Source organism: Arthrobacter sp. zg-Y238 (genome assembly GCF_024385525.1).
Classification (GTDB): Bacteria; Actinomycetota; Actinomycetes; order Actinomycetales; family Micrococcaceae; genus Arthrobacter_B; species Arthrobacter_B jinronghuae.
Map to the genome: position 1 here is coordinate 504,538 of NZ_JANFLU010000010.1, position 26,375 is coordinate 530,912.

At 65.9% G+C, this 26,375-nt stretch carries 21 protein-coding genes; 1 reads left to right on the forward strand and 20 read right to left on the reverse strand.

What is annotated here, in order from left to right; genetic code table 11:
* Positions 1 to 37 precede the first annotated feature (37 nt).
* Positions 38 to 841 carry a polyphosphate--glucose phosphotransferase gene (ppgK, locus tag NNX38_RS11355; protein ID WP_255798084.1) on the forward strand — a complete coding sequence of 268 codons (804 nt, stop codon included), beginning with the start codon at positions 38 to 40 and terminating at the stop codon, positions 839 to 841.
* A 71-nt stretch (positions 842 to 912) separates the two neighbouring features.
* Here ppgK and nrdR read toward each other — a convergent pair whose 3' ends face one another.
* From nrdR to NNX38_RS11455, 20 genes are all read right to left on the reverse strand, one after another.
* A complete protein-coding gene (gene nrdR / locus NNX38_RS11360) occupies positions 913 to 1,413 on the reverse strand; it encodes a transcriptional regulator NrdR (RefSeq protein WP_230026531.1) in 501 nt (166 codons plus the stop codon).
* A gap of 667 nt (positions 1,414 to 2,080) precedes the next feature.
* Positions 2,081 to 3,430 carry a histidinol dehydrogenase gene (hisD, locus tag NNX38_RS11365; RefSeq protein WP_255798085.1) on the reverse strand — a complete coding sequence of 450 codons (1,350 nt, stop codon included), beginning with the start codon at positions 3,428 to 3,430 and terminating at the stop codon, positions 2,081 to 2,083.
* A 77-nt stretch (positions 3,431 to 3,507) separates the two neighbouring features.
* Complete coding sequence (gene dnaE, locus NNX38_RS11370; RefSeq protein ID WP_255798086.1) at positions 3,508 to 7,047, reverse strand: DNA polymerase III subunit alpha; 3,540 nt, start codon at positions 7,045 to 7,047, stop codon at positions 3,508 to 3,510.
* A gap of 84 nt (positions 7,048 to 7,131) precedes the next feature.
* A complete protein-coding gene (locus NNX38_RS11375) occupies positions 7,132 to 8,067 on the reverse strand; it encodes an RluA family pseudouridine synthase (RefSeq protein WP_255798087.1) in 936 nt (311 codons plus the stop codon).
* Positions 8,064 to 8,657 (reverse strand): signal peptidase II, encoded by a 594-nt coding sequence (gene lspA, locus NNX38_RS11380; protein WP_255798088.1) that lies wholly within the window; start codon positions 8,655 to 8,657, stop codon positions 8,064 to 8,066. Before lspA ends, NNX38_RS11375 begins: the two co-directional genes overlap by 4 nt.
* A gap of 252 nt (positions 8,658 to 8,909) precedes the next feature.
* Complete coding sequence (locus NNX38_RS11385) at positions 8,910 to 9,572, reverse strand: DivIVA domain-containing protein (RefSeq protein WP_255798089.1); 663 nt, start codon at positions 9,570 to 9,572, stop codon at positions 8,910 to 8,912.
* 159 nt (positions 9,573 to 9,731) lie between these two features.
* On the reverse strand, positions 9,732 to 10,022 hold the full coding sequence (locus NNX38_RS11390) for a YggT family protein (protein WP_255798090.1): 291 nt from the start codon (positions 10,020 to 10,022) through the stop codon (positions 9,732 to 9,734).
* 63 nt (positions 10,023 to 10,085) lie between these two features.
* Entirely contained in the window at positions 10,086 to 10,616 is a 531-nt protein-coding gene (locus tag NNX38_RS11395) for a cell division protein SepF (protein ID WP_227922587.1), read from the reverse strand.
* A 106-nt stretch (positions 10,617 to 10,722) separates the two neighbouring features.
* On the reverse strand, positions 10,723 to 11,481 hold the full coding sequence (locus NNX38_RS11400; protein ID WP_255798091.1) for a YggS family pyridoxal phosphate-dependent enzyme: 759 nt from the start codon (positions 11,479 to 11,481) through the stop codon (positions 10,723 to 10,725).
* A 49-nt stretch (positions 11,482 to 11,530) separates the two neighbouring features.
* The gene (locus NNX38_RS11405; protein WP_255798092.1) at positions 11,531 to 12,253 is read right to left on the reverse strand and encodes a polyphenol oxidase family protein; all 723 of its coding nucleotides are present in this window, start codon (positions 12,251 to 12,253) and stop codon (positions 11,531 to 11,533) included.
* A 41-nt stretch (positions 12,254 to 12,294) separates the two neighbouring features.
* Positions 12,295 to 13,494 (reverse strand): cell division protein FtsZ, encoded by a 1,200-nt coding sequence (gene ftsZ, locus NNX38_RS11410; protein WP_229952299.1) that lies wholly within the window; start codon positions 13,492 to 13,494, stop codon positions 12,295 to 12,297.
* 398 nt (positions 13,495 to 13,892) lie between these two features.
* The gene (locus NNX38_RS11415; protein WP_255798093.1) at positions 13,893 to 14,894 is read right to left on the reverse strand and encodes a cell division protein FtsQ/DivIB; all 1,002 of its coding nucleotides are present in this window, start codon (positions 14,892 to 14,894) and stop codon (positions 13,893 to 13,895) included.
* Complete coding sequence (murC, locus tag NNX38_RS11420) at positions 14,884 to 16,317, reverse strand: UDP-N-acetylmuramate--L-alanine ligase (RefSeq protein WP_255798094.1); 1,434 nt, start codon at positions 16,315 to 16,317, stop codon at positions 14,884 to 14,886. Before murC ends, NNX38_RS11415 begins: the two co-directional genes overlap by 11 nt.
* Positions 16,314 to 17,423 carry an undecaprenyldiphospho-muramoylpentapeptide beta-N-acetylglucosaminyltransferase gene (gene murG / locus NNX38_RS11425; RefSeq protein ID WP_255798095.1) on the reverse strand — a complete coding sequence of 370 codons (1,110 nt, stop codon included), beginning with the start codon at positions 17,421 to 17,423 and terminating at the stop codon, positions 16,314 to 16,316. The genes murC and murG overlap by 4 nt, the downstream gene beginning before the upstream one ends.
* Positions 17,420 to 18,748, reverse strand: coding sequence for a putative lipid II flippase FtsW (gene ftsW / locus NNX38_RS11430; RefSeq protein ID WP_255798096.1), 1,329 nt, complete (start codon positions 18,746 to 18,748; stop codon positions 17,420 to 17,422). Before ftsW ends, murG begins: the two co-directional genes overlap by 4 nt.
* Before the next feature lies 1 nt (position 18,749).
* Complete coding sequence (gene murD, locus NNX38_RS11435; RefSeq protein WP_255798097.1) at positions 18,750 to 20,318, reverse strand: UDP-N-acetylmuramoyl-L-alanine--D-glutamate ligase; 1,569 nt, start codon at positions 20,316 to 20,318, stop codon at positions 18,750 to 18,752.
* On the reverse strand, positions 20,300 to 21,403 hold the full coding sequence (gene mraY, locus NNX38_RS11440; RefSeq protein WP_255798098.1) for a phospho-N-acetylmuramoyl-pentapeptide-transferase: 1,104 nt from the start codon (positions 21,401 to 21,403) through the stop codon (positions 20,300 to 20,302). The genes murD and mraY overlap by 19 nt, the downstream gene beginning before the upstream one ends.
* On the reverse strand, positions 21,400 to 22,905 hold the full coding sequence (murF, locus tag NNX38_RS11445; RefSeq protein ID WP_255798099.1) for a UDP-N-acetylmuramoyl-tripeptide--D-alanyl-D-alanine ligase: 1,506 nt from the start codon (positions 22,903 to 22,905) through the stop codon (positions 21,400 to 21,402). Before murF ends, mraY begins: the two co-directional genes overlap by 4 nt.
* A gap of 6 nt (positions 22,906 to 22,911) precedes the next feature.
* A complete protein-coding gene (locus NNX38_RS11450; RefSeq protein WP_370646428.1) occupies positions 22,912 to 24,570 on the reverse strand; it encodes a UDP-N-acetylmuramoyl-L-alanyl-D-glutamate--2,6-diaminopimelate ligase in 1,659 nt (552 codons plus the stop codon).
* Positions 24,560 to 26,341 (reverse strand): penicillin-binding protein 2, encoded by a 1,782-nt coding sequence (locus NNX38_RS11455; RefSeq protein WP_255798100.1) that lies wholly within the window; start codon positions 26,339 to 26,341, stop codon positions 24,560 to 24,562. Before NNX38_RS11455 ends, NNX38_RS11450 begins: the two co-directional genes overlap by 11 nt.
* Positions 26,342 to 26,375 lie beyond the last annotated feature (34 nt).

A 26,375-nucleotide genomic window follows, 5' to 3' on the forward strand; every position in this document is an offset into this window, starting at 1 on the left:
TCCGCTGACCCGAGCTCAGAACTACTACTGGAGAACCATGGCCAAGAAGCACAAGTCCGACAAGCACGTCGACGCCGTCATTGGAATTGATATCGGGGGCACGGGCATCAAGGGCGGCATCGTCGACCTGTCCAAGGGCAAGCTGATTGGCGATCGTTTCCGCATTCCCACCCCGCAGCCGGCAACGCCCGAGGCAGTGGCCGGAGTGGTGGGCCAGATCGTCGCGGAGCTGTCCTCCCGTCCCGGCGGCCCCGGCCCCGAAGTCCCGGTGGGTGTCACCTTCCCGGCCATCATCCAGCACGGCATTGCCCGCTCCGCGGCCAATGTGGATAAGAGCTGGATCGATACCGACGTCGACACACTGCTCACCAAGGCACTCGGCCGCGACGTGCAGGTCATGAACGACGCCGACGCCGCCGGCCTCGCGGAGGCCCGCTACGGTGCAGGCCGTGAAGTGGACGGCACCGTTCTGGTGATCACCTTGGGCACCGGCATCGGTTCGGCCCTGATCTACAAGGGCATGCTGGTTCCCAACGCCGAACTCGGCCACCTGGAAATCGACGGACACGACGCCGAGACCAAGGCCTCCGCCTCGGCCCGGGAACGCGACGGGATCGGCTGGGAAGAATACGCCCAGCGGCTGCAGCGTTACTTCTCGCACGTGGAGTTCCTCTTCTCCCCCGACCTGTTCGTGATCGGAGGCGGCATCTCCAAGCGCAGCGAGGACTTCCTGCCCATGCTGAGCCTGCGGACCCCGATGGTCACCGCCAACCTGAAGAACAACGCCGGAATTGTCGGCGCCGCACTCCAGGCAGCCATGCACTTCAAATACATCAAGTAACTGGTTTCCCGGATACGGGGTAAGCAAAAAGCGGCGGAAAGGTATCCTTTCCGCCGCTTTTTGCTTACCAGCTACTGCGCGGTGAGCGGGCGCTGGGCACCGGACGGTACGCGTCCCGAATTTTCCCTGGCCTCGGTCCGCAGCTTCTCGATGGCTGTCTCGAAATCCTCGAGGGAGTCAAAGGACTGGTAAACGCTGGCAAAGCGCAGGTACGCCACCTGGTCCAGCTTCTGCAGCGGGGTGAGGATGGCCAGCCCCACTTCGTGGGCATCGATTTCCGCTACTCCGCTGGCCCGGATGGATTCCTCCACTTCCTGGGCCAGCATGGCGAGGTCGTCTTCGCTCACGGGCCGGCCCTGACAGGCTTTGCGCACACCGTTGATTACCTTGCTGCGGCTGAAGGGCTCGCCCACCCCGGAGCGCTTGATGACGCTCAGGCTGGTGGTTTCCACGGTGGAGAAGCGGCGCCCGCACTGGGGGCACTGCCGGCGGCGGCGGATCGCCGATCCGTCGTCGGCCAGGCGGCTGTCCACGACGCGGGAATCAGCGTTGCGGCAAAACGGACAGTACATGTCCCGTCCTTTCGCGAAGGGGCCTTGTGGTGCTCTCACTATAGGGCCCGCCCTGCCGCATCACCAAGTACACAACCACAACATGTAGTGCCGGCTGTACTACATGTAGGTGAGCTCCGCGTGACGGCCGCGAAGCGCGTGGGTCCCGGGCGCGTGGGGCGCGTGGCGGGGCGCCTGGTCCCGGGCGTGTGGCGGGGCACCGGGTCCGGGGCGCATCCCTCCGATCGAGGAAACCCCACAGTTTGTCGCAATCCCTGCGGTTTGTCGTGATCCCTGCTCCGCGCGAAGCAGGGATCCGTACAAACCGCAGGGATCCGGACAAACCGACGGGACAAACCGACGGGACAAACCGAGGGGAAAGGCGGAGGGGCAAAGGGCGGAGTCGCGCTCTGCGGATCGCAGTTCAGCGGCGGCAGTGCCCCCCAGTCCGCCGGCCGGCACCGGGCATCTGAGCCTCACCCCGGCCCGCAGGCACCCGGGTTAGGCGGCTTCAATATCCCGGCGAGCTCTGCGAGCAAGGGATTTCGTTGCCGCCGTTCCGGGCGCCGAAGGGAACCCCGGGCGCCGAAGGGAACCACTGGCCCCGAAGGGAACCACGGCCGCCGCACCGGGCGGGCGCCGCACCGGGCCGGGGTTGCCGAAGCGACCCCGGGCCCTGCCCCGCGCGCTATTCGAAGCGGATGCTGACGGCGTCGCCGTGGGCCGGCAGGTCTTCCGCCTGTGAGAGGGCCACGATGTCGGCGCTTACTTCCTCCAGCGCTTCGCGGTTGTAGTTGACCACCTGGATGGCACGCATAAAGGTGGTGACGTTCAGCCCGGAGGAAAAGGCCGCCGTGCCGCCGGTGGGCAGCACGTGGTTGGAACCGGCGCAGTAATCGCCCAGGCTGACGGGACTGTAGTCCCCCACGAAAATGGCACCGGCGCTCCGGACCCGCGCCGCTACGGCCTCGGCGTCGGCCGTCTGGATTTCCAGGTGCTCGGCGGCGTAGGCATCGCAGACGGCAATGCCCTGCTCCAACCCGTCAACGAGGATCACCCCGGACTGGGCGCCGGAGAGAGCCTCGCGCACGCGTTCGCTGTGCTTGGTCTCCCCGACCTGGCGCCCCAGCTCCTCCCGGACCTTCCCGGCAAGCTGCTCCGACGCAGTGACCAGGACGGATCCGGCATTGGGATCATGTTCGGCCTGGCTGATCAGGTCCGCTGCGACCAGCCGGGCATCGGCCGTCTCATCTGCCAGGACCATGATCTCGGTGGGACCGGCCTCGGAATCAATGCCGACCACCCCCTTGACCAGGCGCTTGGCAGTAGCCACGAAAACGTTGCCGGGACCGGTGACCACATCCACGGGCAGGATGGCGGCATTGGCATCGTCCGCAGGGACACCGTAGGCAAACGCGGCGATGGCCTGGGCACCGCCCACGGCGTAGACCTCGTCAATGCCCAGCAGCTTGGCCGCGGCAAGGATGGTGGGGTGCGGCAGTCCGCCGAATTCCTTCTGCGGCGGGGAGGCCAGTGCCAGCGAGGCGACGCCGGCTTCCTGGGCCGGCACCACGTTCATGACCACGGAAGACGGATATACCGCCAGTCCGCCCGGAACATAGAGCCCAACACGGGAGACGGGCATCCACTTATGCGTAAGGACGGCACCGGGACGGATTTCCACTTCGGCATCGGCCGGTCGCTGGGCGCGGGCGAAGATCCGGGTCCGCTCGATGGCTGTTTCCAGGGCGGCCCGCACGGCGGGGTCCAGCTGCTCAAGCGCCGAGTCGAGCGCTGCCGCCGGGACCCGGACCGCCTGCTGTTCCACGCCGTCGAACCGCTGGGCCAGTTCCGTCAGCGCGGCAAAGCCCCGCGTACGGACGTCGGTGATGATGGCGGAGACGGCATCCGACGCCGCGTCGAAGGTCGTCTCCGCCCGCGGCATGGCTGCCTTCAGCTCAGCGGGGCTGAGGTGCCGGCCGCGCAGGTCAATGGTGCGGAAGGATTCAAAGGCTGCTGCGGGGCTGGATGAATTCACATCACCATTCTACCCAGCCCCGCTCACGGCCCGCGGCGAATATGTCGCCGCATGCACCCCCTGGGCGCGTGGCCGGCTTAGCCATCCAGGCAGGCCGGGCCGAGGAGCACCTTCAAGTCACCGAACAGCGACGGCGTGGGGTTGACCCGCATGTCCACGCCCAGTTTCATCACTTCCACCGTGCGGGAGCCGTTGAGCCGGATCTGCACTTCGGAGGTACCCGGGTGCGTCCGCAGCACGTCGCCGAGCTGGGAGACCACGGTTTCAGTGGCCTTATAGGTGGCCATGGAAATCACCACGGGCCCGGAATGACCCTCGCTGAGGTCGGGGACGGTGAGTTCCTGCGCGTTCAGTGTGACGGCGCCGTCGTCGCGCCGCTGCAGCCGGCCGCGGACCACCACAATCAGGTCTTCAGCCAGCACGGCGGCAATGGGGCCGTAGACCTGCCCGAAGAACATCACTTCCATGGACCCGGCGAGGTCCTCGATCTCGCAGCGGGCGTAGGCGTTGCCGCTGTTCTTGGCGATGCGCCGCTGGAGCGAGGTGATCATGCCTGCGATGGTGACGATGGCGCCGTCGGGCGGGCCTTCCTCCCCCACAATGTTGGTGATCGTGGAGTCGGCGTGCTGGCTGAGGATGCCTTCCAGGCCCTGCAGCGGGTGGTCCGAGACGTAGAGGCCGAGCATGTCGCGTTCGAAGGACAGCTTGTCCTTCTTTTCCCATTCCGGAAGGTCCGGAATATCGATGCTGATCGAGTCCTCCGGTTCCTGGTCGGAGATGGCGGCGAAGAGGTCGAACTGGCCTACGGCCTCGTTGCGTTTGAGCACCACCACGGAGTCGATCGCTTCTTCGTGGATCATTGCCAGCGGACGCCGGGCATGACCCATCGAGTCGAAGGCACCCGCCTTGATCAGGGACTCGATGGTGCGCTTGTTACAGACCACCGCCGGGACCTTCATCAGGAAGTCCTTGAAGTTGGTGTACGCGCCCTTCTCCTCACGGGCGGCGACCATGGCCTGCACCACGTTGGCACCGACGTTGCGGATGGCGCCCATGCCGAAGCGGATGTCCTTGCCCACAGGGGTGAAGTTCACCGAGGATTCGTTCACGTCCGGCGGCAGGACCGTGATGCCCATCTTGCGGCACTCGTTCAGGTACAGCGCCAGCTTGTCCTTGTCATCACCCACGGAGGTGAGCAGGGCCGCCATGTACTCGGCCGGATACTGGGCCTTCAGGTACGCGGTCCAGTAGGAGACGACGCCGTAGGCCGCGGAGTGCGCCTTGTTGAAGGCGTAGTCGGAGAACGGGAGCAGGATGTCCCAGAGCGCTTTGATGGCCGCTTCGGAATAGCCGCGGTCCACCATGCCCTGATGGAAACCGGCGTACTGCTTATCCAGCTCCGATTTCTTCTTCTTGCCCATGGCACGGCGGAGAATATCTGCCTGGCCCAGGGTGAAGCCGGCCACCTTCTGGGCGATGGCCATAACCTGCTCCTGATACACAATCAGGCCGTAGGTGGTGTTCAGGATTTCCGCGAGCGGTTCCTCGAGCTCCGGGTGGATCGGGGTGATTTCCTGCTGCCCGGTCTTGCGCAGGGCGTAGTTCGTGTGCGAGTTCGCACCCATTGGGCCCGGACGGTACAGGGCGATGACAGCGGAGATATCTTCAAAGTTGTCCGGACGCATGCTCTTGAGCAGCGACCGCATTGGCCCGCCGTCGAGCTGGAACACACCCAGCGTGTCACCGCTGGCAAGGAGATCGTAGGCTTCCTTCAAATCCAGCGGCAGGTCTTCCAGGACCAGGTCTTCGCCGCGGTTGTTCTTGATGTTCTCCACCGCGTCGGAGACGATCGTCAGGTTTCGAAGGCCGAGGAAGTCCATCTTGATCAGCCCCAGGCCTTCGCAGGTCGGGTAATCGAACTGCGTGATGACCTGCCCGTCCTGCTCACGGCGCATGATCGGGATGATGTCGATCAGCGGGTCTGAAGACATGATCACGCCGGCAGCGTGCACACCCCACTGGCGCTTCAGGCCTTCAAGTCCCAGTGCGGTATCGAACACACGCTGGGAATCCGGGTCGGTGCGCAGCAGTTCGCGCAGCTCCTCGGCCTCCCCGTAGCGCTTGGCTTCCTTGTTGTGCACGTCGGCCAAAGACAGGCCTTTGCCCATCACGTCCGGCGGCATGGCCTTGGTCAGGCGTTCTCCGACCGAGAAGGGGTAGCCCATCACGCGGGAGGAGTCCTTCAGTGCCTGCTTGGCCTTGATGGTGCCGTAGGTGACGATCATGGCAACGCGCTCGTCGCCGTACTTCTCCGTGACGTAGTGGATCACTTCGGAGCGGCGCCGATCATCGAAGTCGACGTCGAAGTCAGGCATGGAGACGCGGTCCGGGTTCAGGAAGCGCTCGAAGATCAGGCCGTGCTGCAGCGGGTCCAGGTCGGTGATGCCCATCGCGTAGGCGGCCATTGAGCCTGCACCGGAGCCGCGGCCGGGGCCGACACGGATTCCGTTTTCCTTGGCCCAGTTGATGAAGTCGGCCACCACGAGGAAGTAGCCCGGGAAGCCCATCTGGGCGATGATGCCCACTTCGTAGTCGGCGCGCTTGCGCACGGCGTCGCTGATCCCGTTCGGGTAGCGGCGGTGCAGTCCGGCTTCGACCTCCTTGACGAACCAGGACTCCTCGTTCTCACCCTCCGGAGTCGGGAAGCGCGGCATGTAGTTAGCCTTGGTATTGAATTCGACGTCGCACCGCTCGGCAATGAGCAGGGTGTTGTCGCAGGCGTCCGGGTGGTCGCGGAAGATGGCCCGCATTTCGTCCGGAGACTTGAGGTAGAACTCGTCGGCGTCGAACTTGAAGCGCTTGGGGTCGGCCAGCGAGGAGCCGGACTGCACACACAGCAGCGCCGCATGCGCGGAGGCGTCTTCGGCGTGGGTGTAGTGCAGGTCATTGGTAGCCACCAGGGGCAGCTGCAGCTCGCGGGCCAGCTTGATCAGGTCCGCCTGCACGTTGCGCTCGATGTCCAGGCCGTGGTCCATCAGCTCGCAGAAGAAGTTTTCCGGCCCGAAGATGTCACGGAAGTCCGACGCCGCCTGCACGGCTTCCCGGTACAGGCCCAGGCGCAGCTTCGTCTGGACTTCGCCGGAGGGGCAGCCGGTGGTCGCGATGAGGCCCTTGCCGTAGGTCTGCAGCAGGTCCCGGTCCATGCGGGGCTTGTAGAGGTAGCCTTCCAGCGAGGCCAGGGAGGACATCCGGAAGAGGTTGTGCATGCCCTCGGTGTTCTCGGCCCACATGGTCATGTGGGTGTAGGCACCGGCACCGGAAACGTCGTTCCTGCCGCCGTCGCCCCACTTCACGCGGGTCTTGTCCCTGCGCGCCGTACCGGGCGTCAGGTAGGCCTCCACACCGATGATCGGCTTGATGCCGGCACCGCGGGCCTTGTTCCAGAAGTCGAAGGCGCCGAACACGAAACCGTGGTCGGTGGTTGCCAGGGCGTTCATGCCCAGCTCGTCGGCGTGGCTGAACAGATCCGTCAGCCGGGCAGCCCCGTCGAGCATCGAATATTCGGTGTGGTTGTGAAGATGGACAAACGATTTCGACGTACTAGTTGCTGAAGCCACCTGTACATTCTAGGCCCCGGCGCGCGGCGCGTCGGACGCCGCCGCGCCGGGCCGCCACCGGTGTGCCGCGGCTCTCCGGCGGGGCTAGACCTCGCCGCTGCGCAGGGCGTCGACGGCGTATTGCAGATCCTGCGGGTACTGGCTGGTGAACTCCACGTACTCCCCCGAGCCGGGGTGGGTGAAGCCCAGTTTCCGGGCGTGCAGCCACTGCCGGGTCAGGCCCAGCTCCGCGGCCAGCTTTGCATCCGCACCGTAGGTGAGGTCGCCGGCGCAGGGATGGCGCAGGGCGGAGAAGTGCACACGGATCTGGTGGGTGCGGCCCGTCTCCAGATGCACCTCCACCAGCGAGGCCTTACCAAAGGCTTCCAGCACCTCGTAATGCGTCACCGACGGCCGGCCGCCCTCGACGACGGCGAAACGCCAGTCGTAGCCGGGGTGACGGCCGATCGGTGCGTCGATGGTGCCCTTCAGCGGGTCGGGCAGCCCCTGGACCACTGCGTGGTACATCTTGTCCACGGTGCGCTCCTTGAACGCCTGCTTCAGGAGCGTGTAGGCGTGCTCGGTCTTGGCGACGACCATGACCCCGGAGGTGCCGACGTCGAGCCGGTGGACAATACCCTGCCGTTCGGGGGCGCCGGACGTGGAGATGCGGTAGCCGGCAGCGGCCAGCGCCCCGACCACCGTTGGTCCCACCCAGCCCGGCGAGGGATGCGCTGCCACGCCTACCGGCTTGTCGATGACGACAAAGTGTTCGTCGTCGGCCAGGATCAGCAGGTCGTCAACCGGTTCGACGACGACGGCCAGCGGGTCCCGCTGTTCCGGGACGTCTGCGGTGATTTCCTGTCCGGCGTGCAGCTTGTCCGATTTCGCCAGCACCCGGCCGGCAGAGCTGAAATAGCCGTCGGTGCACCAGGTGGCCGCAACGGAGCGGGATACATCAAGCAGGCCGGCCAGCACGGCGTCGGCACGCTTGCCGTCGGCTTCCTCGGGGACTGCGAATACTGTGTGGAGCTCGTTCATCGTGTTGCCTCGTCGTCATTGCGCTGGTCGGTCGTAACTGTCTTGCCGGACGGCGTGCGCACCCCGTCCAAGCCGATTCCCCGCAGCGTGAGCAGGCAGACCAGGATCACGCCGGAGACCACGCAGGAATCGGCGATATTGAAGATCGCGAAGTTCGGGAAGGCGATGAAGTCCACAACATGACCCTGGCCGAAGGACGGTTCCCGGAAGAGCCGGTCGGTGAGGTTGCCCAGCGCACCGCCGAGCACCAGACCCAGGGCCGTGGCCCAGGCCAGGGAACGGACCCGGAACATCAGGTAGACCAGGAAACCGGATACGAGAACCATGATGATCGTGAAGACCCATGTGTACTCGGTGCCGATCGAAAACGCTGCACCGGGATTGCGGATGAAGTGCCAGCGCAGGACCGGGGGGAGGACATCGGTTATCTGGCCCTCGGTCATGGTGCGGACCACCCACAGTTTCGTGAGTTGGTCGGAAATAACGGCGATGACCGCCATGCCAAGCATGATCAAAGCAGGCGTGCCCCTGCGGGCACGGCTGCGTCCGGCACCCGTGCTGTCCGGGGTCTGCGCTGAGGAAGGAGTCATGGTGCTTTCGTGATCGGAATGCCGGCGGGAATCAGGTGCCGGCTGAACTGCGCGGTGAAACGGATGTTCGGGCATAAAACCTAAGGGCCGTCAGCCGGGGTGACCCGGCCTCCGGCCCTTAGGTTTTATTCAGCTAATACACTGCTTATCTTCTGCATTGTTCAGCTTCTTCTATTACTGGACTTCCAGAATGCCGGTTGCTGCCTGTACATCAGTTTAACCGATGTTCCAGGAGCGCCGTGCCCGAGGCAATTACGCGTCGGCGGTTTCCGAAGCTACGGAACCGCGTGCATCCAGATCGCGCAGCTGGCCTTCGATGTAAGCCTTCAGGCGTGAACGGTAGTCCCGCTCGAAGCCGCGCAGCTGCTCGACCTTGCGCTCCAGGACAGCCTTCTGCTGTTCCAGGGTGCTGAGGATCTTCCGGCTCTTCTCCTGGGCGTCGGTGACGAGGCCGCTGGCCTCGATCTGCGCTTCGGCGATGATCTTGTCGCGCTGCTCGATACCGGCACCGACGTAGTCGTCGTGCATCTTCTGGGCCATGGCCAGGATGCCTGCAGCGGTCTCCGTGTTGTTGGCCGCGGGAACCGGGGCGGGCTCCGGCTTGGCCTCGACGGGTTCCGGACGCTCTTCTACGACCGGAGCTTCAACCTTCGGCTCGGGCTTGGGCTCTTCCGGAACCTTTTCGACCTTCGGCGCAGCGGCTACCGGAGCAGGGACCGAGTTCGCCGAAGCGGCGGATCCTCCGGCCACGGCCGCGGCCAGCTGGCTGCGGAGATCTTCGTTTTCGGAGTTCAGCCGGCGCAGTTCCACCACGATCTCGTCGAGGAAGTCATCGACTTCATCCTGGTCATAGCCTTCCCGGAACTTGGTCGGCTGGAACCGCTTGTTGACAACATCTTCTGGCGTCAGAGCCATCTGGTCACCTCATACTGGATTATAAGATTCGCCTGCGAGTCAAGCAGGCGGTTCTACGTAGAGAATTACGGACATACAAAAAAATGCAGATTTGTATTCGGTTTCACACTATATCGTTTGGTTTCCGAAAACTAACCGGACCCCTGCTGCATCGAAACGCTAGTGCGCGACGCTGACGACAATCTGCGTGAGGATCGATACAAGGATGAACAGGACCAGGAAAGCCAGGTCCAGGGCCACTCCCCCAAGCCGCACCGGCGGGATGATGCGCCTGAACAGCCGGACGGGCGGGTCGGTAACACCGTAGACGCCGGTAGCGAGCACGAGTGCCGGCCCCTTTGGCCGCCACTGCCGGGCAAACATCTGCACGGCGTCGTACACGATCCGCAGGATGAGGGCGAGCTGGAAGAGCACCAGCACCAGGTACACCAGGGGAAGAATGATATTCACGCGCAGGGTTTCATTTCCGGAAGTCGGTGGCAGCACCCGCGGCCCGTCGGTGCGGGCCTTGGGTCAGCTCTGGTTGAAGAAAGTGGACTGTGATTCGCTGATCTTCTTGTCATCGCCCAAAACCTCAACGTAGGACGGCGAAAGCAGGAAGACCTTGTTGGTGACACGCTCAATGCTACCGCGCAGGCCGAAAACGAGGCCCGCTGAGAAGTCGACGAGGCGCTTGGCGTCCGCTTCTCCCATATCGGTGACGTTCATGATGACGGGGATGCCGTCACGGAAGCTCTCACCGATGATCTTGGCGTCGTTGTAGGAGCGGGGGTGGACGGTGGTGATCTGACGAAGGCCAGATACGTCCTCGCGGGACGACGGGGCACGCTTGATGGGTGTCACGGGTGCGCGGTACTCCTCCACTGCATTGCGGACGACGGGGGCAGGAACCGCCTCCGGCGCTTCCTCATCGGGCTCATGGACGGGAGCAAAGTCTTCCTCCCGGGCAGGGGCTTCCCGCAGGTGCCGCTGTTCGGACTCGTAGTGCTCGTCACCGTCGGCGAGCCCAAGGTAGATCATTGTCCTGCGCATTGCGCCAGCCATGGTTGCTCCTCTTAATCCTTCAACGCCTAGCTGCCCATTACTGTACTGTTACTGCACGGTACTGCAGGGTGCTGCGCGGCGGCTGTATGGTGTTCGTACTTTGACGCTACCGTACCGGCGGGCGCGGGCCCAGAACATCGGATCCGATTCTCAGGTGTGTCGCCCCGTGGGCGACGGCGGCCTCGAGGTCGGAACTCATGCCGGCGGAGATGCTCCGCGCCCCCGGGTGCTGCGCCTGCAACTGCGCGGAAAGTTCCCGGAGGCGCGCGAAGGCGTCCCCGGCATCCGCGCCGAGCGGCGCAACGGCCATCACCCCGGACAGGAGCAGTCCGGGAGTACCGGCCACTGCTTCGGCCAGAAGCGGCAGATCCTCCGGCTGCGCTCCCCCTCGGCCTGGATCTGCAGCCCGTGCGGCATCGCCGCGCAGGTCCACCTGCAGGAAGCAGGACAGGTCCCTCCGGGCCGCCAGTCCTTCGGATTCACGGCGCCGCTGCTCTGCTGCCATCGCCTTGCCCAAGGCTGTCACCAGGGAGCTGCGGTCCACCGAGTGGACGGAGGCTGCGTAGCGCACCACGGACTTTGCCTTATTGGACTGCAATTGGCCGATGAAGTGCCAGTCCAGATCCAGGTGCGCCAGGTCTGCGGCCTTCGCGGCGGCTTCCTGGTCCTTGTTTTCGCCCACGTCCCGGACTCCCAGCCCGGCGAGGATGTCGACATCGGAGGCCGGGAAATACTTGGTGACCACAATCAGGTGCGGTTCGTCGGCACCGGCGGGGCGCCCGGCTGCCTCGATGCGGTTCCGGACGCGCTGCAGCCGGTCCCGAAGCTCATCAGTGCGGGAGGGGTATTCGGATATTGAAGTCATGGTCTTTCCATTATCCCGGCCTGGCCGGCGTCGATGCGCTGCGGCGGAATCAGGAACGCTGCCAGATCACGCCGGCGAACCGCCCGGTGGCGGGGTCCCGGCGGTGCGAAAACAGCTGGTCGTTCTCCAGGGTGCAGCCTCCGACCCGTTCCACGGAGACGCCCAGGCCTGCGAGCTGCGCCTGGGCGCCCGCGGGAAGATCCAGGGCGGGGGTGCCGCTGCGGGTCACAGCGGCCGTCGCCGGGAGCAGGGCAACCGATTCGGCCTGCATGGCAGCCGGAACCTCGTAGCACTGCCCGCAGACGCAGGGACCTATCCAGGCCCGGAGCCCGGTTCCCCCGGCGGAGCGCATCCGGTCGACGGCAACGGGCAGGATGTTGTCCAGCAGGCCGCGGCGGCCGGCATGCACGGCGGCAGTAACGGGTCTGCCGTCGGGGCCGGCCCCGGCCAGCAGGACCGGCACGCAGTCGGCGACCATGACCGCCAGCGGGGCTGCGCCGTCGCCACTGATCAGGCCGTCCGCCGTGGGAGCACCGGCGCCGGGGTCTGCTGCTTCCGCCACCTCCGCTGAATGGACCTGGTTCATAAAGCGCAGGGTGCCGGGGCGGACACCCATGACGGCCTCGAGTTCCGCACGCCGCTTCAGGACCGCATCCGGGTCATCCCCCACATGCAAAGCGAGGTTGCCCGCGGACGTGTTGGTGAATCCCGCCCACAGGTTGTCGCCAACCTGGCGGTGCCACCAAAACATCCGGGACAACCCCGCTGTCATGCTCAGCTGTTCTTGCTCTGCTGTTCTGCCTGCCGGTCTTCCTACTTCAGGAAGTCCGGCACGTCCAGGTCGTCCGGACGGCCGGTGGACAGATCCGATTCCACTACTGCCGGAAGATCGATGTCGAATCCGGCGTCGGCCGGGACATCGCTGTGCTGGTGCTGTGACCGCTGGGACCACGCCGACAGGCCTGCGGATGCCGGAGCAGCAGCCCCGAAGCCGCCGGCGGCCGCTGCCGAGGCAGGAGGCGTGGCGGGCTCGGCAGGCTTGTGCTGCGCCGGCTGCGAGGTGACATCCACCTGGTCGAAGCCTGCAGCAATAACGGTAACCCGCGCTTCGTCGCCCAGGGCGTCGTCAATGACGGCGCCGAAGATGATGTTGGCTTCGGGGTGGGCAACTTCCTGGACCAGGCGTGCAGCCTCGTTGATCTCGAACAGGCCGAGGTCGGAACCGCCCTGGATGGAGAGCAGCACGCCGTGTGCGCCGTCGATCGAGGCTTCGAGCAGAGGAGAAGCTATTGCCAGCTCGGCAGCCTTGACTGCACGGTCCTCGCCGCGGGCCGAACCGATACCCATGAGTGCCGAACCTGCACCCTGCATAACCGATTTCACGTCCGCGAAGTCGAGGTTGATCAGGCCCGGGGTGGTGATCAGGTCGGTAATGCCCTGAACGCCGGAGAGCAGGACCTGGTCCGCGGAACGGAAGGCATCCAGCATGGAGACGTTGCGGTCGCTGATCGACAGCAGCCGGTCATTCGGGATGACGATCAGCGTGTCGACTTCGTCGCGCAGCGTATCGATACCGGATTCGGCCTGGTTGGAGCGGCGCCGGCCTTCGAAGGTGAAGGGACGGGTAACCACGCCGATGGTCAGGGCGCCGAGCGAACGGGCGATCCGGGCGACGACGGGGGCGCCGCCGGTACCGGTTCCGCCGCCTTCGCCTGCGGTCACGAAGACCATGTCCGCTCCGCGAAGGACTTCCTCGATCTCCTCTGCGTGGTCCTCGGCAGCCTTGCGGCCGACCTCGGGATCAGCGCCGGCGCCCAGGCCACGCGTGAGTTCGCGGCCGACGTCGAGCTTGACGTCGGCGTCACTCATCAGCAGTGCCTGTGCATCGGTGTTGATGGCGATGAACTCCACGCCGCGGAGGCCTACATCGATCATCCGGTTTACGGCGTTCACGCCACCGCCGCCGATGCCGACGACCTTGATGACGGCCAAGTAATTCTGCGGTGCTGCCACGTCCTGTGTCCCTTGTTCGAATCTCTGCAACTTTTATGTTTTCGCAACTGCCTGCGTTCTGCAGCTGCATGTGTCTTGCTGAACCGGTCTGCGTACAAACCGGTTCCCGGCCGCCGACGCCCCCGTGGTTTCCAGCGGAATCCCGGAGATTCCCACTGGACGCCCGGCCGAAAACCTTGAACCGACACAACCCTAACCCTCAACTTGAGGGTTATAGTTATGTCAAGTAATCCATTACTTGAGACGCTATGGGGCCAGCGCCGCTTCCGCAAATACCGGCCCCGCGTGTCGGAGGAATCTTTCCTCACTCCCGCGCAGCATCACCTGCTTCGGACCCCCGAAAATCCCCTCGGCCGGGTCCGGTGCGGCACACGGTTTCCGGCCGTCCTCCGCGCCGGTCAACGCGTCACCGGGCGGTCGGGCGTACTCACGTCGTAAACCTGCACCGGCGGATCAGACGGCTCCATCTTCAGGAGCGCCTCAAGCACCCGTGCCTTTGCCTCGTTGGCATCGGCACTCCCCCAGAATACTGTCTGCCCGCTCTTAAGCTTCAGTTCGACCGAATCCAGCGTCTGGGCGGAGGCGTTCTCCAGCCGGCCGAGCACCTCCGGCGGCAGTGCCGCCAGTACGGCCGTGATACTGGGGAAAACGCTCGCGTTAATGGCTTCGCTTCCGCCGGCGATAAGCGGAAGGGCGACCGCTGCCCGGTCGGCTGCTACTGCCAGCCGGCGGCCCTCTTCATCGATGAGGACATGCGTGTCACCGTCCTGCAGCACGGCCACGGGAATGCGTTCGGTAACCGTAACCACCAGGGTGGACGGTGGCTGCGCTGCGACCTCGATCTTTTCGATTTCCGGGCGGTCTTTCAGCAGCCCTTCCACGTCGGCGTCGGAAATGGTGGGCAGGGTCTGCCCCTTCAACGGTTCCAGCGCTGCTTCAGCCTGCTCACGGGGCAGCAGCGTGGTGCCCTCGACCACTACGGTCTTCAGCTCGAGCATCGGTGAGAAGAACAACAGGGCAAAGAACAGTGCGGTGACGGACAGCGCGGAGCCGGCCGTGATCCAGGCTGCCCTGCGCCGCCGCCTGCCGGGCGGTTCCGGAAATGCCAGGACCGTTCCGTCCGTGCTCGCGCTGTTGGCGCCCGGCGCCGGGGACTTGCCTGCGGAGCGCCGGGTTCCGGCCAGGCGGCCCGGGACTTTGTCGGCTGAAGGGCCCGCAGCCTTCACCGCGGATTTCCGCTTCCCGGCAGACTGCCCCGCGGACTTCGCCTTGGGGGCGCCGGAAGCGGGCCGGACGGCGGTGGAACCGGCGGCAGGCCGGACCGTCTGGTCTTCCGGCTCCAGGGCCCGCGTGGCGGTGATGGTCTCGTCGTCGCTCCCGGAGCGCTTCCTACCGGCCATTGGCGGCTTTCCCAGCGGTGGCGGCAGGACGGGCCGGAACGGCGGACAGGCGGGCAACCAGTTCGGATCCGAGGACGGTGACGTCACCGGCGCCAACGGTCAGGATGATGTCTCCCTCGCCGGCACCGTCAGCAACCCGGGCCACCGCGAGGTCCGGGCTATCGGCATAGCCGCCGGGGACGTGCAGGCGGGACGTGATCAGCTCACTGGTCACGCCTTCAATCGGATCTTCCCGGGCCGGATAGATGTCCAGCACGGTGGCGGTATCCGCCAGGTCCAGGGCGGCCGCAAACTCCGCCGCAAAATTGCGGGTCCGGCTGAACAGGTGCGGCTGGAACAACACATGCACCCGGTGCCCTCCGGCCACTGTGCGGGCAGCCTTCAGTGCGGCGTGGACTTCGGTGGGATGGTGGGCGTAATCGTCGAACACCTGCACGCCGCGTGCGCTGCCGCGGGATTCGAACCGCCGGGCGGCTCCGGAGAACGTACCCAGCCCCGCTGCGGCCACCCGGGGATCAACGCCCAGTTCCAGGGCCACGGCAAAGGCGGCAGCCGCGTTCAGGATGTTGTGCGCGCCCGGAACCTGCAGGGCAAGCTGCACCTCGGCGTCACGGCCGTCCACGGTGTACTGCAGGGTGCTGACCGAGCCGGCGCCGGCCGGGCGGGTAGCCGTAACCCGCACGTCTGCGCCGTCCGCGTAGCCGTAGGTGGCTACCCGGACTCCCGGACAACGTTCGACCAGGGCTACGGCACCGGCGTCGTCCGCGCAGGCAACAAGGAGTCCCTCCGCCGGCAGCAGCGCGGTGAAGGCGTCGAAGGAGGCGAAGACCGCTTCCTCGGTGCCGTAGTGGTCGAGGTGGTCGGCCTCGACATTGGTGACCACGCTGATCCGCGGGTTGTAGTTCAGGAAGGACCCGTCCGATTCGTCGGCTTCGGCCACGAAGACCGGTCCGGCGCCGTGGGCCGCATTAACGCCAAGGGCGGCAACATCGCCGCCGATGGCGAAGGAAGGATCCAGGCCGGCCTCGCGCAGCATCACGGTCACCATGGCCGTGGTGGTGGTCTTGCCGTGGGTGCCGGCCACCGCAATGAGGTCCTGCTCCCCCATTGCCGCGGAGAGCGCAACCGAGCGGTGGATGATCCGCAGCCCGCGGGACCGCGCCGCTGCAAGTTCCGGGTTCTGCTCGCGGATTGCCGTAGACACGACTACCGTGTCGGCGCCGGCAACGTGTCCGGCGTCGTGCCCCACGAACACCGTCGCCCCCAGTGCTTCAAGGGCACGCAGTCCCGCCGAGTCCTTGGAATCGGAGCCGGAAACCGGAATGCCCTGGGCCAGGAGTACCCGGGCAACGGCCGACATGCCGGCGCCGCCCAGGCCGATGAAGTGTACGTTCCCAAGGTCTGTCGGGTTGAGCCGGTTCATGCCTTTGACCTATCGCTTGCTTCGAGGATGAATGCAGCCATCCGGGAGTCCGCGTCACGGATACCCAACGCCGCCGATGCCTTTGCCATGGCTTCCAATGCCTCGGGATCGGCCAGCAAAGGTATCAGCCTGTCGGAAATCCACTCGGCTGTGAAGAGGGAATCGGCAACCGTCAGCGCCCCGCCGGCAGCCACCAGGGCTTCGGCGTTGAGTGCCTGTTCGCCGTTGCCGTGCGGCAGCGGAACCAGGACGGCAGGCAGCCCCACCGCACTGATTTCGCAGACGGTTCCCGCCCCGGAGCGGGCCAGCAGCAGGTCCGCGGCCGCGTAGGCCTGCTCCATGCCGTCGACGTACTCCACCTGGGTGTAGCCGCGGGCGGCGATCGGTTTTCCGTCGGCGTCCACGAGGGACTTTCCGCGGCCGGTGATGTGCAGCGTCTGGATACCGGCCGCCGCCAATGCCGGAAGGGCGTGCTCCACTGCCCGGTTAATGCTCGCGGCACCGGAAGAGCCTCCGGTCACCACCAGCGTGGGCCGGTCCTGCTCCAGCCCGAGGGCGGACCGTGCCGCGTTCCGGGCGGCACGGCGGTCCAGCCCGGAGATTTCCCGGCGCATCGGCATGCCGACCCACGTCGCCCGGGGCAGGCGGGTGGATTCGAAGGCCACGCCTGTCACGGCCGCGAAGCGGGCACCCACTCGGTTGGCCAGCCCGGGACGCGCGTTGGCTTCGTGCACGATCACGGGAAGCGACCGGCGGCGGGCCGCCAGGTACACCGGCGTGGAAACATAGCCGCCCACGCCCACAACGACGTCGGCCTGCGCAGCGTCCAGGATCTCGCCGGCCTGGCGCACCGCACGGATCAGGCGGCCCGGCAGTTTGGCCAGGTCCGCGGAAGGCCGCCGGGGCATGGGGACCCGGTCGATGGTCGCCAGCTCATAGCCCGCCGCGGGCACCAGGCGTGTTTCCATTCCGGATGCGGTCCCCACCACTGTGATGCGGGCGTCGGAACGGCGTGCCATGACGGCATCTGCAATGGCCAGGAGAGGGCTGATGTGCCCGGCGGTGCCGCCTCCGGCCAGGACTACGGAGAGGGAAGGCTGCGTCATGGAGCTGTTGGTTCACTTTCGGGGATTTTGCGGGCAAAGGAAAGCAGGACGCCGACGGCGGCGAGCGTGAAGGTCAGGGAGGAGCCGCCGTAGGAAATGAACGGCAGCGGAACGCCGATGACGGGAAGCAACCCGGTCACCATGGCAATGTTCACGAAAGCCTGTCCGATGATCCAGACCAGGATGGCACCGCAGACAATGCGGATGAACGGGTCGGTGTGGCGCATGGTGACCCGGACCGTGGCGATGGCGAGGACGGCAAAGAGGCTGACTACGACGAGCGTTCCCAGCAGGCCGAACTCCTCGCCGATAATGGCGAAGATGAAGTCGTTATGGGCTTCCGGGATCCAGTTCCATTTCTGCCGGCTCTGGCCGATGCCCACTCCCAGCCAGCCGCCGGAGGCCAGTGCGTACATGCCCGCGTTGGCCTGGTCGCAGAGGCCGGTGCTGCAGTCCAGCTGGAGCCAGGCGCTGATCCGGCTGGAGCGGTTGCTGCTCACCAGGGACATCAGTACCGCTCCCACGGCTGCTCCGGCCGCGAGGACGCCCAGGAAACGCAGGGGGGCTCCGGCGAAGAACAGGGCAGCAACCATGATCATGCCCATCACGATCACGGTGCCGAGGTCGCTTCCGAGCATGACTAGGACAATCAGGATCCCGCCGCCGGGGACCACCGGAATAAGGGCGTGTTTCCATTCGTTGATCAGCCGCCCCTTCCGGGACAGGACCGCCGCGAACCAGATGGCCATGGCCAGCTTCGCGGCTTCGGAGGGCTGTCCCGTGATGGGCCCGATTTCAATCCAGTTCTTGTTGCCGTTGACTTCCTTGCCGATCACCAGCACCAGGATGAGCAGGATGACGGCAACGCCGTACAGGAACCACGAGAGGAACCGGTAGTGCGGCGGGCCGAGCCGCGAGAGCCCCAGCATGGCCACAACACCGGCCGCAGCGAACATGGACTGCTTCAGGAACAGATCGAAGGTCGTAGCCGCTCCCGCATCGCTGCCGGCCGCGGCGGCAATGGACTCCACCGAGGACGCCGAAAGCACCATCATCAGGCCGATGGCGGTCAAAGCCAGGGTGGCGCCGAGGATCGTGTAGTAGCTGGAGCCGGTGGCGCTGCGTCCGCTGCCCTCCAGGAAGACCAGGAAGCGTTCAATGAGCGACGGCGGCTTGGCCGGCTTCGCGGCTGCCGTCTTCCGAGCGGGCTTTTCCGTTGCAGGGCCGGTTTTCGCTGTCACCGCGCCCGTACCGTTAGTGGCTGTGGCCGCAGGGTTCCGGCGCAGGACCGGTTTGCGTTTGCTGCCGGTGGGCGTGGTGACCAATCTAGGGCTCCTTCGGAGTCTGTGCCTGTCCCGGTGCCTGCTGTTCGCTCATATATCCTGCGACGGCTTCGATGAAAGCCTCGCCGCGGTGGGCATAGGAAGTGAACTGGTCCATGGAAGCTGCTGCCGGCGCCATCAGCACTGTGTCTCCTGCTTCGGCCACGGCGGCCGCTGCGGCGACTGCCCTGCCCATGATCTCTTCGGCACTGGTGACCGGTGCCGCCGTCAGCTGCCGTTCCCCAGTCTGCTCCACAAGGGCGTGGATGACCGGTACATCGGGTGCGTGTTGTGCCAGGGCTGCCTGCAGATCGGCGGTGTCCGCTCCGATCAGCACCACGGCCTTGAGCCGGCCCCGGTGCTCAGCAACCAGCTCGTTGTAGCTGACCCCCTTGGACAGGCCGCCGGCAATCCAGACAACGCTGGAGAAGGCAGCCAGCGATGCCGACGCCGCATGCGGGTTGGTCGCCTTGGAGTCATTGATCCAAAGGATGTCGTTGAGGCGGGCCACGGGCTGGATCCGGTGGTCTCCCGGCGCATAGGCCCGCAGTCCGTCCCGGACCGCCGCCGGTTCGACGCCGAGGGCACGCACCAGCGCAGCAGCGGCCAGGGCGTTGGCCACCATATGCCGGGGCGCGTACTCGCCCAGGTCGGTCATGGCTGCAAGCTCCGCGGCCGAGTCCTTGCGCTGTTCAATGAAGGCCCGGTCCACCAGCAGTCCTTCGACCACTCCGACCATGCTCACGGCCGGCACGCCGGTGGTGAAGCCTACTGCGCGGCAGCCTTCCACCACGTCGGCTTCCTCGACCATGCGCTCGGTCTCGTACTGCTCGGCGTTGTAGATGCAGGCGACCTGCGTGTTTTCGTAGATCTTCGCCTTGTCGGCCAGGTAGGCCTCATAGGAGCCGTGCCAGTCCACGTGGTCTTCGGCGATGTTCAGGCACACGCTGGCCAGCGGGGAAATGGAGTGTGTCCAGTGCAGCTGGAAGCTGGAGAGTTCCACGGCAATGGCGTCATAGCCTTCCGGATCCCGGATCGCATCCAGGATGGGAGTCCCGACGTTGCCGGCTGCGATGGCGCGCAGTCCGGCGGCCCGGAGCATGCTTTCGGTCATCGAAACGGTGGTCGTCTTGCCGTTGGTCCCGGTGATGGCCAGCCACTGTGCGGTCTTGCGGCCTTCGCGGATACGCACCCGCCAGGCCAGCTCGACGTCGCCCCAGACGGGAATGTCCGCGGCCTCGGCTGCCGCCAGCACGGGATGCGTGGGCCGGAAGCCCGGTGAGGTCACCACGAGGTCAGGGGCTTCGCCGTCGACCGCGGGAAGCCCGGCCACTGCGTCGGCGCCGAGCAGGATGTCCGCGGCGCCGACAATCCGAAGGGTGTCCGCCTTGGCGCGGTTCTCCTCGGTGTCCCTGGCGTCCACCACTACTACCCGGGCCCCGAGTTCAATCAGGGTGTCCGCTGCGGAGAAGCCGGAGAGGCCGATGCCGGTGACGACTACGCGCAGTCCGCTCCAGTCGGCGTCCCACGTGGTCAGTTCGGCAAGGGGTGCACTCACAGTCCCACCACCCATTCGGCGTAGAAGATGCCCAGCGCCACGGCCACGCAGAGGCCGGCGATGATCCAGAACCGGACCACCACGGTGACCTCGGCCCAGCCCTTGAGCTCGAAGTGGTGCTGCAGCGGAGCCATCTTGAACACGCGCTTGCCGCCGCTGAGCTTGAAGTAGCCCACCTGGATGATGACGGAGAGGGTGATGATCACGAACAGGCCGGCAAGGATCACCAGCAGCAGTTCGGTCCGCGAGAGGATGGCGAACGCGGCAATGGCGCCGCCGATGGCCAGTGAGCCGGTGTCGCCCATGAAGATCTTCGCTGGCGAGGTGTTCCACCAGAGGAAGCCGATGAGGGCACCCGCCATGGCACCGGCCAGCAGGGCCAGGTCCATCGGGTCGCGGACCTCGTAGCAGACGCCCTCGGCGCCCGGCCGGCCGCAGCTCTGGTTGTACTGCCAGATCCCGATCAGGAAGTACGCCCCGAACACCAGTACCGAGGCACCGGCGGCCAGGCCGTCGAGGCCGTCGGCAAGGTTCACGCCGTTGGTGGTGCCGGTGATGATGACCAGTGACCAGATCACGAACAGGATCGCGCCGATCACCGTTCCGGCGAAGGCGAGGTCGAAGTTCGTGTCCCGGATGAAGGAGACCGCGGTCGACGCCGGCGTCCTGCCCTGCTCATTGGGGAACTGCAGGGCCAGCACGGCAAAGGTGATGCCGACGACTGCCTGCAGGATGATCTTTGCCTTGGCGTTCAGGCCCAGGCTGCGCTGCTTGGAAATCTTGGTGTAGTCGTCAATGAAGCCGACCATGCCCATACCCACGGTGAGCAGCAGGACCAGCAGGCCGGACGCCGTCGGGCTGAAGGACCCGAAGCCGAGCATGCCGCTGATGAGGTGGGTGAGGAAGTACGCGGCCACCACGGAGGCCACGATGACGGCGCCGCCCATGGTGGGGGTGCCGCGCTTGGTGTGGTGGGACGTGGGGCCGTCGTCGCGGACGAACTGGCCGTACCCTTTCCGCACCAGGAAACGGATGAACAGGGGTGTTCCGGCAAAGGCGAAGACCAGAGCCAGCGAAGACCCTACAAGCAGGGAGATCACAGGTTCTCTCCTCCGGTCCCTTCGGTGCGCGCCGGCGCACTCGCCGGATCAGTTGCTGCGGACGGTGGTACAGGGGTCAAGGCTATCCGATCGCCGAGGAAGCGCAGGGCCGCCCCGTTGGAGGATTTGAACAGGACAAGGTCGCCGGGCGCGAGGGATTCGGCAAGGATGCGTTCGGCATCCTCCACCGTCTCCACGAAGGTGGATTCCTCCCCCCAGGAGCCCTCCATGACCGCACCGGTGTGCATGGCGCGGGCACCTGTGCCCACGACGATGAGTTTGGAAATATTGAGCCGGACAGCGTAGCGGCCGATGGCGTCGTGTTCGGTGACGGCATCCTCGCCAAGCTCCAGCATTTCGCCCAGGACTGCCCAGGTGCGCCGTTCCCGGCCGAGTTCGGCCAGGGTGCGCAGGGCTGCCCGCATGGATTCCGGGTTCGCGTTGTAGGCATCGTTGATCACCGTGACACCGTCGGCGCGGTCGGTGCGCTCCATGCGCCAGCGGCTGGCTGCAGCGCGGCCGGAAAGCCCCGCGGCGATCTGCTCGCCCGGAATGCCCGCGGCGTAGGCCGCGGCAGCGGCCGCCAGCAGGTTCGCGGTGTGGTGGGCGCCGATGAGCCCGGAGCGGATTTCGTGGCGGCTGCCGTCGGGCAGCAGCAGCGTAAAGACGGGCCTGCCCTCGGCATCGGTGCGTGCATCCAGGGCACGGACGGCGTTCTTGGCACCGTGCGCTTCCTCGGGCGAGGAGGTGAAGTAGAGGACGGGCGCCTGGGTGCGCTTCGCCATCGCCGCGACGCGGATGTCGTCCGCGTTAAGGATGGCGGTGCCGCCGGCGGGCAGCGCTTCGACGAGCTCTCCCTTGGCGACGGCGATGTTGTCCACGCCGCCGAACTCACCGGCGTGCGCGGAACCTACGAAGAGGACGACGCCGATATCCGGCTTCACCATCTCCGCGAGGTAGCGGATGTTGCCGATGCGGGTGGCACCCATTTCCATCACGAGGTAGCGGGTGCCGTAGCCGGCGGTGAACACGGTCAGCGGGAGGCCGACTTCGCCGTTGTAGGAACCTACCGGAGCGACGGTGGGACCGGCCTCGGCCAGGACGCCGGCCAGCAGGTCCTTAGTAGTGGTCTTGCCGGCTGATCCCGTGATGCCGATGACGGTCAGTTCGCCGTGCTCCCGGAGCCGGCGGACAATCTCCGCGGCAAGGGTACCCATGGCCAGGACGACGTCGGGGACCATCACGCCCGGGTAAAGCGCACCCGCGTCGTCGGCCACCGGCCGCTCGACGAGCGCCAGCATGGCGCCGCGGGCAAAAGCGGCTCCCACGAAGAGGTGGCCGTCCGAGTTCTCGCCGGGCTTGGCAATGAAAAGCGCGCCCTGTACGGCGTCGCGCGAATCCGTGGTGGCGGAAGTCACGACTAGACCCGGAGTCTGTGCGGCCGGGCCGATCAGCTGGCCGCCTGTAATTGCCGCTATTTCGGCTGCATTAAGTTCAATCATGACGATTTAGGACTCTACCCCGTCGCTCGAAAGGGCACTGAATCCGTATCTTGTCAAAGCCCGGCGCAGTTCCACCCGGTCATCCAGGGCAAGGTTCTCCCCCATGACTTCCTGCCACACTTCGTGGCCGCGGCCGGCCACCAGCACGGTGTCCTGCGGACGGGCCAGTTCAACGGCACGGTCGATGGCAACGGCACGGGGCGCGACTTCTTCAATGACGCACGGCAGGTTTTCCTCGGTCCGTGCACCCTCGGCACCGCGCAGGACGTCCGCGCGGATAGCGGCGGCGTCTTCGCCGTGCGGGTCATCGTCGGTGACGACGACGACGTCGGCAAGCCGGGCCGCGATGGCTCCCATCAGCGGACGCTTGGTCTGGTCCCGCTCGCCGGTGGCCCCGAAGACGATGATCACCCGCGAGTCGCCGCCGGGACGCCGCACGGAGGCAAGGGTGCGGGTCAGGGCATCGGGGTTGTGGGCAAAGTCAACGATGGCTGCCGGCTCTTCGGCGATCAGCTGCATCCGTCCGGGCACCTCGACGGTGAACGGATCATGGGCGTCCAGGGCCGCCTGCACGGTTTCTGCGGGAACGCCGGAGGCCAGCACCATCACTGTGGCCAGCGCGGCGTTGGAGATGTTGAAAGTTCCGGGCAGGGCGGTGGAGACCCGCAGCTGCTCCCCAACCGGTCCGCGGATACTGAAGGAGTGTCCGAGCCCGCGGGGCGCAATGTCCGTAACGGACCAATCGGCGTCGCGGTCTGTGCCGTCCGTCGCAAGCGTCAGGACGGGTACCCCCGCCCGGGCTGCCATTTTCACTCCCCATTCGTCATCTACCGTGACGACGGCCCGGCGGGCCCGGTCCGGCTGGAACAGTGCTGCCTTGGCAGCGAAGTATTCCTCCATGGACCCGTGCAGGTCCAGGTGGTCCTGGGTCAGGTTGGTGAACCCGGCGACGTCGAAGCGGACACCGTCAACGCGGCGGTAGGTGATCGCGTGGGAGGAGACCTCCATGGTGGCGGCGTCCAGGCCCCGCTCGCGCATCAAGGCCAGCAGCCCGTGCACCTGCGGTGATTCGGGCGTGGTCAGGACGCTCGGAATGGCTTCCCCGCCGGCGAGGATCTCGATGGTGCCGATCAGCCCGGTGGTGCGTCCGAGCGACTGCAGGAGCGAGTTCACGAAGTAGGAGGTGGTGGTTTTACCGTTGGTGCCCGTGATGCCGAACAGGGTGGGGCGGGGGCCGTCCGCAGGAACGCTGTTGAAGACGGCGGCGGCCAGCGGCCCCACCAGCCGGCGGACATCACCGGCAACGAAGACCGGAATGTGCAGGTCGGCCAGATGGGCCAGCCCCGCCTCGTCGGTCAGGACCGCCGACGCTCCGGCCGCTTCCGCTGCGCCTGCGAAACGGGCGCCGTGGTGGCGGGCACCGGCAATGCCCACATAGAGGTCGCCGGGGAGCACCTCACGGGAATTGATCGTGAGTCCCGAGAGCTCCGTATCCCAGGCTGCATCCGCCGTTCCGGCGGCAGGGGAAACGTCCCGCAGCTGTGCAGGCAGTGCCTGCACGGCGGCGCGGACGGTTACCGGCTCGACGGCACCGGGACGGAGACCGGATCCGGCGGAAGGATTTTCACTTATCGGCACTTCAATGCTCCAGGAATTAGTACTCAATGGGGTAAGTCTCGGGTTCACCGGTGGAAGGCGGGACGTTGTTGCTGACAAGCGTCTGTTCCATGACCTTCTGGAAGGACTGGCCCGGAATGATGTAGTAGAGGTCGCCCTGGGGCCGCTGGAGGGTCACCACAACCACGTACTTCGGATCATCCATGGGTGCAATACCAGCATAAGAGAGGGTTGAGCCTGAATAGCCGCCGTTCGGCCCGGGGGCTTCAGCCGTTCCCGTCTTGGAACCGACCCGGTACTGCTTCAACTCACCGGTCTTGCCGGAGCCGTCTTTGGTGACCGTTTCCATCATGTGCTGGACCTGCACCGCGGTCTCCTCGGAGACAACCCGCGTACCCGGTTCCTTTTCGATGGGCTGCTCCGTGCCGTCTTCCTTGATGACGGAGTCGATGATGCTCGGCTGGACGCGCACGCCGTCGTTGGCAATGGTCTGGAAGACACTTGCCGTGTGCAGCGCTGTCTGCGTCAGGCCTTGCCCGAACAGCACGGTGTACTGCTGCCGTCCGTCCCAGGCATCGGGTTCCGGCAGCAGACCTGCGGTTTCGCCGTTGAGTCCAACGTTCAGCGGTTGGCCGATCCCGAACTTCCGCAGCCAGTCGTACCGCTGCTGCGGCGTGAGCTGCTGACCGACCATTACCGTTCCGGTGTTCATGGACTTGGCCAGCACACCCGCTACGGTCATCTTGACGGTCCCGTGCGGGACGGCGTCCTTGAAGGTCTGGCCGTCGACGGTGTAGGTGGGTTCGATCTCCAGCCGCGTTTCGGGGGTGGTGATGCCTTCTTCGATGGCGGCCGCCATGGTGATGACCTTGGTGGTGGAGCCGGGCTCGAAGAAGTCCGTGACGGACCGTGCCTTCCGCGACTCCGCCGGGGTTGCGCCGGGATTGTTGGGGTCCACCGTGGTGGATTCCGCCAGCGCGATCACTCGGGCGGTATCGGCCTCCATGACCACGATGTTGCCCCACTCGGCGTCGTACTCATCCACCTGTGCGGCAATGGTCTGCTGGGCAAACCACTGCAGGTCCTGGTCGATGCTCAGCTTTATCGATTCCCCGTCGTGGACGGGTTCATCCTCATTGGTGGCGTAGGGGATGCGGATACCGTCGCCGCCGATTTCGTAGGTCTTGCTGCCGGCCTCGCCGGCCAGGATTTCGTCCTGGGTCAGCTCAAGGCCTTCCTGCGCGCCTTCGGTGCCGAGGAAGCCCACAATGGACCCGGCTACCGACCCGGAGGGGTAGGTCCGCAGCGTCGTCCGGTCCGCGTAGATCCCCGGGAACTTTACGGCGAGGACCTTTTCCTTGATTTCCGGGGTGACGGTTTTGGCAACGAAGTTGAAGCCCTTCTCCCCCAGCAGTGCTGAGCGCAGGGTTTCCGGGTCCTGCCCGAGGATGGCGCCAAGTTCCTCAAACGCCTGGTCGAAGGTAACGTCCTGGAGTTTCCCCTCGGCGTCGCGGCGCTTGAATTTCTCGCCGATGTCCTGCGAAAGGCGCTGGTCCACGACAATGTCGAACCGCTCAACGCTTCGGGCCAGGTAATTGCCGTTGGAGTCAAGGATGCTGCCGCGCAGCGCCGGTACGGTTACCGTCACGAGCCGGTTATCCACGGCGCTCTGCGCCATGCCGTCGGGGTCCAGTGCCTGGACATGGAACAGCCGAAGTCCGAGCGCGAGCAGTAGTGCCAGGGCCAGGATCAGTCCGGTGCGCAGGCGTCCGGTTACGATGGCCACCCTGTGGTTGTCCGGGCCGGATTTTTGTGCCACAACGTGTCCTCGTTCATGCCTAAATTTTGCTGAC

Coding starts and splice junctions, on each gene's coding strand:
- murG (WP_255798095.1), bottom strand. CDS start 17,423: ATGACGCAGCCTTCCCTCTCCGTAGTCCTGGCCGGAGGCGGCACCGCC.
- murC (WP_255798094.1), bottom strand. CDS start 16,317: ATGAACCGGCTCAACCCGACAGACCTTGGGAACGTACACTTCATCGGC.
- NNX38_RS11375 (WP_255798087.1), bottom strand. CDS start 8,067: ATGAACGAGCTCCACACAGTATTCGCAGTCCCCGAGGAAGCCGACGGC.
- murF (WP_255798099.1), bottom strand. CDS start 22,905: ATGATTGAACTTAATGCAGCCGAAATAGCGGCAATTACAGGCGGCCAG.
- nrdR (WP_230026531.1), bottom strand. CDS start 1,413: ATGTACTGTCCGTTTTGCCGCAACGCTGATTCCCGCGTCGTGGACAGC.
- NNX38_RS11385 (WP_255798089.1), bottom strand. CDS start 9,572: ATGGCTCTGACGCCAGAAGATGTTGTCAACAAGCGGTTCCAGCCGACC.
- murD (WP_255798097.1), bottom strand. CDS start 20,318: ATGGGTGGTGGGACTGTGAGTGCACCCCTTGCCGAACTGACCACGTGG.
- NNX38_RS11400 (WP_255798091.1), bottom strand. CDS start 11,481: ATGACTTCAATATCCGAATACCCCTCCCGCACTGATGAGCTTCGGGAC.
- NNX38_RS11395 (WP_227922587.1), bottom strand. CDS start 10,616: ATGGCTGGCGCAATGCGCAGGACAATGATCTACCTTGGGCTCGCCGAC.
- lspA (WP_255798088.1), bottom strand. CDS start 8,657: ATGACTCCTTCCTCAGCGCAGACCCCGGACAGCACGGGTGCCGGACGC.
- NNX38_RS11405 (WP_255798092.1), bottom strand. CDS start 12,253: ATGACAGCGGGGTTGTCCCGGATGTTTTGGTGGCACCGCCAGGTTGGC.
- NNX38_RS11415 (WP_255798093.1), bottom strand. CDS start 14,894: ATGGCCGGTAGGAAGCGCTCCGGGAGCGACGACGAGACCATCACCGCC.
- ppgK (WP_255798084.1), top strand. CDS start 38: ATGGCCAAGAAGCACAAGTCCGACAAGCACGTCGACGCCGTCATTGGA.